Genomic DNA, 13,593 nt, shown 5'->3' on the forward strand with positions numbered 1-13,593 from the left:
AACGCATATTAAGCATTTACACAAAATTAGTAATATATATTTTGAGCAATGGGTAGGAGGTATTTTGTTATGAAAAAAAGTCGGGTCATCCAATTAGTAGGACTGATCTTGATTGGCATTGCACTTGGTTTCGGCTACACCCACCGGACTAATTCCAATGCTGGCGAGTCAATCACCGCAGTTGGTTCCACCGCCTTGCAACCACTAGTTGAAGCGGCGGGTGAACAATACAGTTCCAATCACACTGGGGTGTTCATCAACGTGCAAGGAGGCGGTTCTGGGACCGGCCTTAGTCAAATTCAATCGGGCGCTGTCGCTATCGGTAATTCAGATATTTTTGCTGAAGAACAAAGTGGGATCAATGCTAAGAAACTTAAAGATCACCGTGTTGCCGTTGTCGGGATTGCCCCGATTGTCAACAAAAAAGTTGGGGTTACCAACTTAACCAAGCAACAACTCATTCAGATTTTTACGGGTAAGGTAAAAAATTGGCGCGACGTTGGTGGCAAGAATCTGCCTATCGTGTTAATTAATCGGGCCCAAGGTTCCGGGACGCGGAAAACGTTTGAAAGTTATGCGTTAAACGGGCATGCTAGTGCTGACTCACAAGAACAAGATTCATCGGGATTAGCACGTTCAATCGTTGCCAGCACACCGGGCGCAATTAGTTATGTGGCCTTTTCATATTTAAATTCATCGGTAACGACTGTTAAGGTCAATGGTGTTCGGCCAACGGATACCAACGTGCAGACTAATCGGTGGAAAATTTGGTCATATGAACATTTATATACGAGTCAACAACCAAATCAATTAACAAAAAACTTTATTAATTATATTTTATCGGCCGCTGTTCAAGAAAAGTTGGTCAAACAGTTAGGTTATATTTCGGTGCATACGATGCAAGTACAGCGGAGTGCGACCGGGAAAATCACGGCAGTGAAATGAGGGGTATCGTATGGATAAAATTCGAGCGAGTTTATTAAAAAAGTCGGTCGCAAGTAAAATTGAGCGTCGGGGTAAGATTATTAGCTTATCTTGCTTGGCACTAATCATTCTGGTCGTCTTTTTGATTTTTTACTTTGTGGCGTCCCGGGGGTTAGCAACCTTCTTTTCAAATCATATTAACTTGTGGTCCTTTTTAAGCGGTACGCAGTGGAACCCAGGAACGGTTGGCACTAATGGTCAACCAGCAGTGGGTGCGTTACCAATGATTGTCGGCTCGTTTTTAATTACGATTTTTTCGGCGATTGTAGCAACCCCATTTGCAATTGGCACGGCGGTCTTCATGACCGAAATTTCACCACGTCGCGGGGCCAAAATCTTACGACCAGTAACGGAGTTACTAGTGGGTATCCCATCAGTTGTTTATGGGTTTATCGGGTTACAAGTCGTGGTCCCATTTGTGCGGAGTACTTTTGGTGGTAGTGGTTATGGGATTTTGTCTGGGACCTTTGTCTTGTTTGTCATGATCTTACCAACTGTGACGTCAATGAGTGCCGATGCGTTAAATGCAGTCCCACGATATTATCGAGAAGCTTCATTAGCCTTAGGGGCAACCCGTTGGCAAACGATTTATAAAGTTGTTTTGCGGGCTGCGATTCCTGGCATGCTAACTGCGATTGTGTTCGGGATGGCCCGTGCCTTTGGGGAAGCTTTAGCTGTTCAAATGGTCATTGGGAATGCGACATTGTTACCACAAAACTTAGTTTCCCCAGCGTCAACGTTAACGAGTATTTTAACGATGGGGATTGGGAATACAGTTATGGGCTCACTACAAAATAATGCTTTGTGGTCCTTAGCCATGATCTTGCTTTTAATGTCACTCTTCTTTAACTTAGTGATCCGGTATATTGGTCGAAAGGGGAAATTAAATCATGAACGCTAAACGAATCGATAAAGTAGCAACTGGCATTTTATATGCAATTGCCGGTTTTGTGGTCATTATTTTGATTGCCTTGCTTGGCTATATTCTTGTTCAAGGGGTGCCTGAAATTTCCTGGCACTTCTTAACATCACCAGCGCTGGCGTTTGAAGCTGGTGGGGGGATTGGCATTCAGTTGTTTAATTCCTTTTATCTCCTGCTTTTAGCGTTGCTGATTTCATTACCAATCTCGCTAGGTGCTGGGATTTACTTGAATGAATATGCTGGTCAGAATACCATTACTGGTTTAATTCGTACCACGATTGAAATTTTAAGTTCACTACCGTCAGTTGTCGTGGGGTTATTTGGCTACTTATTCTTCGTAGTCCAGTTCAAACTGGGATTCTCAATTCTCTCAGGTGCGTTTGCATTAACGGTTTTCAACTTGCCGATCTTGACTCGAAGTATTGAAGAAGCTTTGGCGAATATCTCAGATAGTCAACGTGAAGCTGGCTATGCTTTAGGGTTGTCACGTTGGGAAACCGTCACTAAAATTGTGGTACCAGCAGCCTTACCAAGTATTATTACCGGGGTAGTCTTAAGTGCCGGTCGGATTTTTGGGGAAGCTGCGGCCTTGATTTACACGGCTGGTCAAAGTGCACCGGCACTAGATTTTAGTAATTGGAACCCATTTGATATTAGTAGCCCACTGAGCCCATTACGGCCAGCTGAAACGTTGGCGGTACACATTTGGAAGATTAACTCTGAAGGTATTATGCCTGATGCCAAGGCTGTTTCAGCTGGTGCATCAGCGGTCTTGATTATCGCCGTCTTATTGTTTAACTTCTTGGCGCGCTGGCTCGGCAAGCGCTTGTATAAACACTTAACGGCAGAATAGGGGGTCCTTTTAAATGCAAAATGACAATATGGAAACGAGTCAACGTAGTATTATGCACTTTGATCCAAAAGCGCATGAAATCGCGTTATCAACTGAAGATTTACATGTGTTTTATGGTCAAAGCGAAGCTATTTCAGAAGGTGATTTGCAATTTGAACGGTATAAAATCAGTTCATTAATTGGGCCTTCTGGTTCGGGTAAATCCACGTTCTTACGTTCGTTGAACCGAATGAACGACCGGATTGCAACCGTTAAGGGTAAAATCATGTATCGCGGTCTTGATATCAATAGTAACGATATTGACGTTTACGAAATGCGGCGCCATATTGGTATGGTGTTTCAACGGCCTAACCCATTTGCAAAGTCGATTTATGAGAACATTGCTTTTGCGTTACGCCAACGTGGGACGAATAAAAAACAAGAATTAGATGAAATTGTTGAGACGTCATTACGGCAAGCAGCCATGTGGGATCAGGTTAAAGATGATCTCAATAAGAGTGCTTTAGCACTTTCTGGTGGGCAGCAACAACGGTTGTGCATTGCCCGGGCGATTGCGGTCAAGCCAGATATCTTACTGTTAGATGAACCGGCCAGTGCGTTGGACCCTGTCTCAACGAGTCAAATTGAAGATACGTTATTAGAATTAAAACAAAATTACACGATCATCATCGTGACACATAATATGCAACAAGCATCACGGATCAGTGATTACACGGCATTTTTCAATATGGGTAAAGTTTTGGAATATGCTGAAACCGGGGATATCTTTACGAATCCAAAAGTCGATATCACCAATGACTATATTTCCGGGAACTTTGGATAGGAGGACTGTTGATGAGTACGATTTTAACGACGGAAAACTTATCATTATTTTATGGTAAGAAAGAAGCCCTTAAAGGCATTAATATGAGTTTCGAAAAGACTGGAATCACTGCTTTGATCGGTCCTTCTGGGTGTGGTAAGTCAACGTTTTTACGGTGCCTAAATCGCATGAATGACTTAATTCCAGGGGTCACGATCACTGGTGATGTGAAGTTTAATGGCAACAATATCTACGCCCCAACCACCGATACCGTACAATTACGAAAAGAAATCGGCATGGTGTTCCAACAACCCAACCCATTTCCATTTTCGATTTATGAAAATGTGGTTTACGGTCTGCGATTGGCAGGCGTTCGTGATAAAGAACGTTTGGATGCGGCTGTTGAAAAGAGTTTGAAGCAAGCAGCCATTTGGGATGAAGTTAAAGATCGCTTGCATGTTAATGCGCTATCGCTATCTGGTGGGCAACAACAGCGGGTTTGTATTGCCCGGGTATTGGCTGTAGAACCTGATATTATTTTATTAGATGAAGCAACCAGTGCCTTAGACCCGGTTTCGAGTCATATGATTGAAATGACCCTATTGAATTTACGGCATGATTACACTATCATAACTGTTACGCATAATATGCAACAGGCTTCACGAATTTCTGATCGGACCGCCTTTTTCTTAAATGGTGAATTGATTGAGGCGAATGATACCAAACAGATTTTCATGAATCCGGTTAAACAAGAAACCAATGACTATATCTCAGGACGATTTGGTTAGGAGGATGAACCATGCGACGACTATTTGACGATGAGTTAAATGATATTGATGCTAATTTCACTGAAATGGGGATGATGGTGAGTGAAACCATCGAAAAGTCAGTGAAGGCTTTTATTGACCATGATCGTGAATTGGCCCAAGAAATCATTGATAATGATGCGAAGATCAATCAACGTGAAGTTGAGCTTGAACAAAAATCATTTGAAATGATTGCGTTATACCAACCAGTGACTTCCGATTTGCGCGAAATTGTCACAATTTTAAAGGCTGTTTCCGAATTGGAACGAATGGCGGATTATGCACGAAACATTGCGCATGCGACGATTCGTGTGAAAGGCCATGTCCGGGTCCCTGAAATTGAAGCCCAACTATCCGAAATGGGTAACCGGGTCCGCAAAATGGTCGAAGAAATGTTAACGGCCTATGTTAAAAGTGATGATGTTGCTGCCCGTAAAGTGGCGGCTAAGGATGCTAAAGTTGGCGAGATGTATGACAAAATTAACGCCAACGGTATTTCCAAAATGGAACGACATCCTGAGACCGTTATCGGTTCAACGGATTATTTAAACGTTGCGAGTTATCTAATGCGGATTGGGGCGTTAGTAACTAATGTCGGCGAATGGATTGTCTATTTAAATACCGGGAAGATTGTCGAATTAAATCCCGAAAGTTCGAACTTAGTTTAGTCAATCATAAATAATGTCTAAAGGTGATTCCTCAAATTTGCAAGTCGGATTTTTAATCGGTAAGATAGAGTTAGACCAGATAAATTCGAGGAGTCGATCTTATGAAAACTAAAACTAATCGTAAATTAACTAAATCAAATGATCGCGTTTTTGCCGGTGTCTTAGGTGGTATCGCGGAATATCTACAATGGAATCCTACTGTATTACGTGTTTTATTTGTCCTTTTAACCATCGCTTCACACGGGGCGGGATTGTTGATCTACTTGTTATTGATGACCATTATGCCTAGCAGACCTGAAAAGGCGGGCTTTTTTGAACAAATGCGCCAGGCCGGCCAGACCGGCTCGACGCAGGCGGCACGTGAACCTAAAGGGCGTAAAGCAATTCATAATGTACATGAAGAAGATGAACCGCGCCATCAAGATTAATGGAGTGATAGTGAAGTGGGTTTTTGGAAACGAATTTTAATTAATACAGTGTTATTCATCGCAATTGCAGGCTTTTTCCAGACTAGTTTTCACGTGGCTAATATTTGGGTCGCGTTGATTGCAAGTTTTGTCTTAGCCATTTTGAATGCCGGCGTCAAACCTTTTCTTGTCCTACTGTCCTTACCGATTACGTTTTTAACGCTAGGGTTGTTCAGTATTGTGATTAACGGCTTGATGTTGCAACTAACCTCATTTTTTATGGGTCATGCGAACTTTGGCTTTTCAAGTTTCGGGATGGCGATGTTAGTGTCAATTTTGATGTCTATTGCGAATGCGATTGTTTCTAATTTTTTCGCTAAGAGTGCTTAACAAGGATGAATAAAGCGCTTTAAAGTGCTAAGATTAGAAGATAGGAATGATCCGTTTCGATCAAGGAAGCACGGTCGGCTTGAAAGTTGGTGGCAATAGCGACCATGGACATGCCGATGGTGCTTTTTTTGATTAACGGAACCGATTTGGGAGGGATTAACTTGGCTGGAAGTGTAACCGTTGCCGATTTAGTGAAAAATACCCGCTTGGATGTTTATCATGGCGCCAAGCTATTAGATGATAAGGTCATTACGACTAGTGATATTTCACGTCCGGGGCTCGCGCTCACGGGCTATTTTAACTACTACCCGCGTGAACGGGTGCAATTATTGGGAAAAACTGAAACCGCTTATTCGAAAAATATGAGTCATGATGAACGGCTGATGATTTTCCGGAAGATGTGTCAATTAACGACACCGGCTTTTGTGATTTCGACTGGTTTACCAGTACCAGAAGAATTGGTTCAGGCTGGTGAAGAAAACGGGGTACCAATTTTAGGTACCAAAATGACTTCTTCACGTGTTTTGAGTAATATGACCAACTACTTGGAAGGTAAGTTGGCAGAACGCCAATCAGTTCATGGCGTCTTAGTGGATATTTATGGTTTAGGCGTTTTGATCACTGGTGACTCTGGTGTGGGTAAAAGTGAAACGGCATTGGAACTTGTTAAGCGGGGCCATCGGTTAATTGCTGATGATCGTGTGGATGTTTATCAACAAGACGAACAAACTTTAGTTGGTGAAGCACCTAGAATCTTGAATCACTTACTTGAGATTCGGGGGATTGGGATTATTGATGTCATGAACTTGTTTGGTGCTGGTGCGGTGCGGCAAGATACGGATATCGATTTAATCGTACACTTAGAGAATTGGACGCCTGATAAGCAATTTGATAGACTAGGGAATGGAGAACAGTCCCGTAAGTTCTTTGATGTGGAAGTACCTGAAATTTCGATTCCAGTTAAAACTGGTCGGAACTTGGCAATTATTATTGAAGCTGCGGCGATGAACTTCCGGGCTGAAAGCATGGGTTACGATGCGACAAAGGTTTTCGATGATAATTTGAACTCCCTCATTAAAGAAAATTCGGCACACGATTCTCACAAGCATTAAGGAGATGGCAACAGCGTGAAAACCGTCTTGGGGGCGTTAAACCCGATTGCGTTACGTTTAGGGCCGATTGAAGTACATTGGTACGGGGTCTTTATTGCGACAGCCGTTATTATTGCGGTGGCCTTAGCTGTTCGAGAGGGTGCGTATCGGCACATTCGTTCGGACGACATTTATGACATGATTTTGTGGGCGTTGCCATTTACATTGATTGCAGCGCGGACGTATTATGTTGCATTTCAATGGTCATATTACAGTCAGCATCCGGGCGAAATCGTTCGTATCTGGGATGGTGGGATTGCCATCTATGGTGGCCTAATTGGGGCTGCGATTGTGGTAATCCTATTCTGCCGATCACGATTGATTCCAGTATGGTTGATGTTGGACGTGGCAGCGCCAACCGTAATTATGGGCCAAGGGATTGGTCGCTGGGGTAACTTTATGAATCAAGAAGCCTTTGGCCGGGTAACTAGTTTAAGCTTCTTGCAAGGGTTACATTTACCAGACTGGTTGATCTCGCAGATGTATATTAATGGTGCTTACCGCCAGCCGACGTTTTTATATGAGTCGGTGTGGGATATCTTAGGATTCATCTTGTTAATGACAACGCGGCATCGGCCGCACTTGTACAAACAGGGCGAAGTCTTCTTGACCTACGTGGCGTGGTATTCTTTTGGTCGGTTCTTTACCGAGGGAATGCGAACTGATTCGTTAATGTTATTTAACGTGATTCGAATCTCACAGGCATTATCAGTTGTCTTGTTCATCGGTAGTATTGCCTTAATTATTTGGCGCCGGCGACATTTGACAGCTAATCGTTGGTATTTAGACGGTTCTGGTCAAAAAATGTCGTAGAAAAAAATTAGATTAGAGGGTTATTGGTATGGCAGAAAAAATTGCCGTTTTAGGAGCTGGCTCATGGGGCAGTGTCCTTGCAAATTTACTAGATGAAAATGGAAACGATGTCCGACTTTGGTCGAACAATCCTGACCAAGTAGCTGAATTAAATGAAAAGCATACCAACGAACACTATGTTCATGATTTTCATTATTCCGAATCTTTAAAAGCATACACTGATTTGGATGCTGCTTTAGATGGCGTTGCCGCCATTTTATTCGTGGTACCAACTGGTGCGATTCGGATTGTGGCCCAACAAGTTACTGCTAGTTTACAAAAGTCTGGCAACCAACCAATCATTATCCATGCAAGTAAAGGGTTGGAATTAAATACCCACAAACGTTTATCACAAGTCTTATCAGAAGAAATTCCAGCGGACTTGCGGCAAGCTGTCGTGGTCTTATCAGGACCTAGCCATGCTGAAGAAGTGGCTAAACGCGATATTACTTTGATTACTGCAGCTAGTGCTGATAATGCAGCTGCGAAATTTGTCCAAAAATTATTTATGAACGATTACTTCCGTATCTATACGAACAATGATGTCATTGGGGTTGAATTAGGGGCCGCATTAAAGAACATCATTGCGTTAGGAGCCGGTGCTTTACACGGTTTAGGCTATGGGGATGACGCTAAGGCGGCGTTAATGACTCGTGGTTTAGCAGAAATTAGTCGCTTAGGGGTGGCTTTAGGGGCCCAACCATTAACCTTTATCGGGTTGTCTGGGGTTGGGGACTTAATCGTGACCGCTACCAGTGTGCATTCACGGAACTGGCGAGCTGGGAACGAATTAGGTCAAGGCCAAGACTTGAAGACGGTTGTTGATACGATGGGCATGGTTATCGAAGGGATTCCTTCAACCAAGGCTGCATATGAATTAGCGCAACAACAAGATATCGAAATGCCAATTACAGAAGCCATTTATGATGTCTTGTATAATGCCGCCGATATTAAACAAGTGATTCCACAATTGATGCAACGTGAAGGTAAACCAGAAATTCAGTAGGCTTGAATTAAATATTTTACATTCTTAGGAGGATCAGCACATGTCAAAAGTTAGAAAGGCGGTTATTCCAGCTGCCGGTTTAGGAACGCGTTTTTTACCTGCTACTAAAGCGATGCCCAAAGAAATGTTACCAATCGTTGATAAACCAACGATTCAATTCATTGTTGATGAAGCCCGCAAATCGGGTATCGAAGACATTGTCATTGTTACTGGGAAGAGCAAGCGTAGTATTGAAGACTATTACGATTCCAATCCAGAACTGGAAGATAATCTCCGGGCTAAGCATAAAGAAGAAATGTTGAAGCTTGTTCAAGAAACAACGGACATCAACTTGTACTTTATTCGCCAATCACACCCACGCGGTTTAGGGGACGCGGTCTTAACGGCCAAAGCCTTTGTCGGTGACGAACCATTCGTTGTGATGCTTGGTGATGACTTAATGGAAGATAAAGTGCCGTTGACCAAACAGTTGATGAATAGCTACGACAAAACCCATGCTTCAACTTTGGCTGTGATGAAGGTGCCTCACGAAGACGTTTCAAAATATGGTGTCATTAATCCTGAGAGTGAAAAAGAACCCGGCTTATACAATGTGAACAACTTTGTTGAAAAGCCAAGTCCTGAAGATGCCCCAAGTGATTTAGCGATTATTGGTCGTTACTTGCTGACACCTGAAATTTTCAATGTGCTTGAAAATCAAAAACCAGGTAAAGGGAATGAAGTGCAATTAACTGATGCGATTGATACATTGAATAAGACGCAACGCGTCTTTGCACATGAATTCAAAGGGACTCGGCATGATGTTGGCTATAAGTTCGGTTATTTAAAGACAACGATTGAATACGGGTTGACCCATCCAGATGTTAAGGCCGATTTACGGACTTACATCAAGGATCTCGGGGTACAATTAACTAAAGAAGATCAAGCGGCGGCTAAAAAAGCGCCTAAGAAATAGGATTAAAAAAATCACCTTGAATGGTTAACATTCAAGGTGATTTTTTTAATGGTCTGCTTTAAGTTTGAATAGATGGGGTTTACCGTAGTAATACCCTTGGCGAAGCGGAATTTCAAGGTCGTCTGCCAATTGATCTTCTTCATCATTTTCAACGCCTTCAAGAATCAAACGCATATCATGTTCATTGGCGACGTCGTGCCAGAATTTAAGCTGATCAGGAATCTCATCGGCACGCTCTTCGTTACGGAAGTTTTGCATGGCAAATTTGATTTCTTCGGCATAGCCCAACAAAGGTTTGATGTGATCGTAAACATTGATCCCAGTACCGACATCGTCGAGACTGAATTGTAAGCCATGTGATTTGATTAGCTCAATTTGCTGTTGCATATCACACAACGAATAGTTATCTTCACCAGGTTCTTCGGTGACTTCGACGATCACTTTAACTGGGAATAACTTGGCCTGAGCATCAATGACGGCGGCCGCGATGTCCGGATTTAAGAATTGCTTGCGATTAAAGTTAATTGATACTGAGCCGATTTTTAGCGAAAGCTCACTGGCCGTCGCCTTAAGTAATTCAATTTGAACATCAATTGGAATAGCTTCAAAATTATCTGGCAAAGTCCAACGGTCGTCCGCTGTTTTCCGATAACGAATGAGCATTTCATAACCAATTAAAGAATTATTGAATTTATCTAATTGTGGCTGAATAAAATAGCGATACATAGACTTGCCCCTTGTATGATTTAAAATAGATGTGCGAAAAATCCCCTACTTATCATGATAACCTAATTGTCCCATGAGCGGAATAATTAACCCTTCAAATTTTTAAGGTGCTAGTGGGATTATTTGATAAGTTTGAGTTACGCCACAATCACAATAATGCCTTAGTATAATATTTTTTTATATCAATTACCACTAATATCCCTGCAAGTAAGGATTAAAAGTTCTTTAAATATTAATATTATTAATATTGGCTTAAAGATAATCACTTTTATTGGTATAGTTAGTGTCAGGTTCCTCGCAAGTAGCATTCGCTTTAATTACTGTGCTACTCAGTTAAAAGTGGGCTTTTTTGTTTGAAAACAGCCCGCCAGTCGGATAATTAAAGTATAATTGAAACGGCATTATTATATTTATATATAATCGGGAACAAGACAACTATTGGTGGCATTAGTTGAGCGAAAGGTAATCGTATTAAAAAGTGGAGGTTTACTTAAATGAAAATTGTGATTGTCGGTTGTACGCATGCAGGTACATCAGCAGCTGCCCAAATTTTAAAGGATCATCCAGAAGCAGACGTGACGATTTATGAACGTAATGATAATATTTCGTTCTTATCGTGTGGGATTTACTTATATCTTGGTGGCAAGGTCAATCGATTAGAAGATATGTTTTATTCATCACCAGCCGATCTTGAAAAACTAGGGGCGACTGTCCATACCAAACATAACGTGTTGAAAATTGACTCAGAAAAGAAAACGTTGCAAGTTGCAAATATGGATAACGGTGATGTTTTTGAAGATACTTATGACAAATTAATCATGACCACTGGTTCTTCAGTTAAAGTGCCGCCTATTTTTGGTATCGATGAATCTAAGGTGTTGCTTTGCAAAAATTATGACCAAGCACGTGAAATTTACAAAACGGCTAAAGATAATCAACGGATTGCCATTGTTGGTGCTGGGTATATTGGGACTGAATTATCTGAAAGTTATGCCAATACCAAACACGAAGTGACCTTATTCCAATCACATGATCAAATTTTAAATCATTATATTAGTAAAGATATGTCTAATCGCGCAGTCACGTTATTACAACAACATGGCGTTGACGTCAAATTAAACCATCGGGTGACTTCATTCACAGGTAATGATAATGGTGAATTGGTGATTGAAACCAATCAAGGTGACTTTGTGGCGGACTTGGCAATCGTGGGGACTGGGTTTGTACCGGTAACGGAATTATTACGTGGCCAAGTCGAGATGGACAAGCATGGTGCGATTATTATCAACGATTATGTGCAAACTTCTAACCCAGATATTTACGCTGCGGGGGATTCGTGTGTGGAAAACTTTAATCCAACCGGGGTATCGGCGTATACGCCATTAGCGACGAATGCGGTTCGGCAAGGCGCTTTGGCTGGGATGAATGTTTTTGGAAACATTCAACGCTACATGGGCACCCAGGCCACTTCAGCGATGCAATTATTCGACCATACGTTGGCGACGACTGGATTAACTTATGATATTGCCAAACAAAGTCATTTACCGGTTGAACGGGTGGTTTTTGAAGGCAATTGGCGGCCAGCTTACATGGATTCAACCGATCCATTGACGATTGAATTAACGTATAATCCAGAAAATCGTAAAATTTTGGGCGCTCAATTCTGGAGTCCTCATGAAGTTGCACAATCAGCGAATGCACTATCGATTGCGATTCAAAATGGCAATACGATCGATGATTTGGCATTTGTGGATATGTTATTCTCACCAAATTTTGATGATCCATTTAATTATCTTAATTTAGTGGCGCAAATGGCAGTTGAACAAGAACGCCAAAATGGTCGTAATCAACCACGGATTACTGCGGTTGGCGACTGGGCTAAAGAAAACGACCAAGCTTTAAAGTAGGGGTAGAAAAGGGGTCATGTCATGCGGTGGTCAAAGTTAATTTGGTTGATCTTACCAATGCTACTAGTCAGTGGGTGTGCAAAAAAGGTGACTGTTACAACACCAAAACAAGCACCGACGACCTTTGCTACGACGACAACTTATGCGAATGCGACTGATCAGCGGCATGCGCATAAGTTGGCCAAGTTTATTCAAACGGGGTTGGTCACCAACCAGGGCTTATATACTAATTATTTGGATACTAAGCAACGGACGAAGGCAACTGCGACTGGTCATGAAATGTTAAGTGAATCTTCAGGGATGTGGTTACAATATTTGGCGATAACACATCAGTGGACGAAGTTCCGCACGTTTTATCAAGCAACTAAAACCACGTTCGATGATCATGGTCAATTCAGCTATCGTTATGATCCACGAACTAAAAAACGCTACCGAGTCAATGCGACGCTCGATGATTTGCGAATCATCCGCGCCCTATTGGCGTACGATCAAATGCATCAGACGAATACGTATCGGCATGAGGCTACGACGCGGTATCAGACGTTAGTGAACACGAGTATTAAAGATGGACACCTAGTGGATTATTATGATATGCAGACAAAAAAAGCCGCGTCGACGGCTAGTTTGGCGTATTTTGACTTTAAGACGCTGAAGTATTTTGAGCAGGGGACTAAAAAGGGTCGCAAAGCTTATCGAGATCAACTAACGGTCGTTAAAGGTGGCTATCTGGGCGATGTCTTTCCGTTGTATGCGGCTAATTATCAATGGACAACTAGTCAGTATGGTAGTGTGAATTTAAACACGTCAGAAGCCTTAGAAACTTTGCTACATTTAGCCGAGATTGGCCAATTAAAGTCGACGAGTCGACGGTGGTTGATTCAGCGCCTAACCCAAAACAACTTACAAAATGGGTATACCACGACTGGGACTGTCAGCGTGACCGGTCAATCGGCAGCTAATTATGCTTTAGTTGCCATGATTTTTAAGGTAGTGCATGACCGGCCACACTATCAACAAGCGATGCGGGCAGTTTGGAAAATGCAGGTGACACAACCTAGTTCAACCATTTTTGGCGCAATTGGGGATGCCAAGTCACGACAAGTCTATTTATATAGTAATCTGACGGCTTTAAACGCGGCGTTACAGTAATTTGGAGGTATTCAG

General features: G+C 42.2%; 15 protein-coding genes. 14 read left to right on the forward strand and 1 reads right to left on the reverse strand.

What is annotated here, in order from left to right; all coding sequences use genetic code 11:
- The first annotated feature begins 69 nt into the window (after window positions 1-69).
- The 12 genes from FFM75_RS03360 (at window position 70) to galU (ending at window position 9,796) form a co-directional block, all read left to right on the forward strand.
- A complete protein-coding gene (locus FFM75_RS03360; RefSeq protein WP_137627780.1) occupies window positions 70-945 on the forward strand; it encodes a phosphate ABC transporter substrate-binding protein PstS family protein in 876 nt (291 codons plus the stop codon).
- A gap of 10 nt (window positions 946-955) precedes the next feature.
- Window positions 956-1,885, forward strand: a complete 930-nt coding sequence (gene pstC, locus FFM75_RS03365; protein WP_137627781.1) for a phosphate ABC transporter permease subunit PstC — start codon at window positions 956-958, stop codon at window positions 1,883-1,885.
- Entirely contained in the window at window positions 1,875-2,759 is an 885-nt protein-coding gene (gene pstA, locus FFM75_RS03370) for a phosphate ABC transporter permease PstA (protein WP_137627782.1), read from the forward strand. Before pstC ends, pstA begins: the two co-directional genes overlap by 11 nt.
- Before the next feature lie 13 nt (window positions 2,760-2,772).
- A complete protein-coding gene (pstB, locus tag FFM75_RS03375; RefSeq protein WP_137627783.1) occupies window positions 2,773-3,582 on the forward strand; it encodes a phosphate ABC transporter ATP-binding protein PstB in 810 nt (269 codons plus the stop codon).
- Window positions 3,583-3,593: 11 nt separating this feature from the next.
- Complete coding sequence (gene pstB, locus FFM75_RS03380; protein ID WP_137627784.1) at window positions 3,594-4,349, forward strand: phosphate ABC transporter ATP-binding protein PstB; 756 nt, start codon at window positions 3,594-3,596, stop codon at window positions 4,347-4,349.
- 11 nt (window positions 4,350-4,360) lie between these two features.
- Complete coding sequence (gene phoU / locus FFM75_RS03385; RefSeq protein ID WP_137627785.1) at window positions 4,361-5,035, forward strand: phosphate signaling complex protein PhoU; 675 nt, start codon at window positions 4,361-4,363, stop codon at window positions 5,033-5,035.
- A 101-nt stretch (window positions 5,036-5,136) separates the two neighbouring features.
- A complete protein-coding gene (locus tag FFM75_RS03390) occupies window positions 5,137-5,463 on the forward strand; it encodes a PspC domain-containing protein (RefSeq protein WP_137627786.1) in 327 nt (108 codons plus the stop codon).
- A 15-nt stretch (window positions 5,464-5,478) separates the two neighbouring features.
- On the forward strand, window positions 5,479-5,832 hold the full coding sequence (locus FFM75_RS03395) for a phage holin family protein (RefSeq protein WP_137627787.1): 354 nt from the start codon (window positions 5,479-5,481) through the stop codon (window positions 5,830-5,832).
- Window positions 5,833-5,993: 161 nt separating this feature from the next.
- Entirely contained in the window at window positions 5,994-6,944 is a 951-nt protein-coding gene (hprK, locus tag FFM75_RS03400; RefSeq protein WP_137627788.1) for an HPr(Ser) kinase/phosphatase, read from the forward strand.
- 15 nt (window positions 6,945-6,959) lie between these two features.
- A complete protein-coding gene (gene lgt, locus FFM75_RS03405) occupies window positions 6,960-7,796 on the forward strand; it encodes a prolipoprotein diacylglyceryl transferase (protein ID WP_137627789.1) in 837 nt (278 codons plus the stop codon).
- A 28-nt stretch (window positions 7,797-7,824) separates the two neighbouring features.
- On the forward strand, window positions 7,825-8,841 hold the full coding sequence (locus FFM75_RS03410; RefSeq protein ID WP_137627790.1) for an NAD(P)H-dependent glycerol-3-phosphate dehydrogenase: 1,017 nt from the start codon (window positions 7,825-7,827) through the stop codon (window positions 8,839-8,841).
- Between the two features lie 40 nt (window positions 8,842-8,881).
- The gene (gene galU, locus FFM75_RS03415) at window positions 8,882-9,796 is read left to right on the forward strand and encodes a UTP--glucose-1-phosphate uridylyltransferase GalU (protein ID WP_137627791.1); all 915 of its coding nucleotides are present in this window, start codon (window positions 8,882-8,884) and stop codon (window positions 9,794-9,796) included.
- Window positions 9,797-9,841: 45 nt separating this feature from the next.
- Here galU and FFM75_RS03420 read toward each other — a convergent pair whose 3' ends face one another.
- Complete coding sequence (locus FFM75_RS03420; RefSeq protein ID WP_137627792.1) at window positions 9,842-10,522, reverse strand: EAL domain-containing protein; 681 nt, start codon at window positions 10,520-10,522, stop codon at window positions 9,842-9,844.
- A gap of 494 nt (window positions 10,523-11,016) precedes the next feature.
- Here FFM75_RS03420 and FFM75_RS03425 point away from each other — a divergent pair, with 494 nt between their 5' ends.
- Window positions 11,017-12,429, forward strand: a complete 1,413-nt coding sequence (locus tag FFM75_RS03425; RefSeq protein WP_137627793.1) for an FAD-dependent oxidoreductase — start codon at window positions 11,017-11,019, stop codon at window positions 12,427-12,429.
- Window positions 12,430-12,450: 21 nt separating this feature from the next.
- Window positions 12,451-13,578 carry a glycosyl hydrolase family 8 gene (locus FFM75_RS03430; protein WP_137627794.1) on the forward strand — a complete coding sequence of 376 codons (1,128 nt, stop codon included), beginning with the start codon at window positions 12,451-12,453 and terminating at the stop codon, window positions 13,576-13,578.
- The last annotated feature ends 15 nt before the right edge of the window (window positions 13,579-13,593 follow it).

The organism is Lactiplantibacillus daowaiensis (genome assembly GCF_005405085.1).
Taxonomy (GTDB): domain Bacteria; phylum Bacillota; class Bacilli; order Lactobacillales; family Lactobacillaceae; genus Lactiplantibacillus; species Lactiplantibacillus daowaiensis.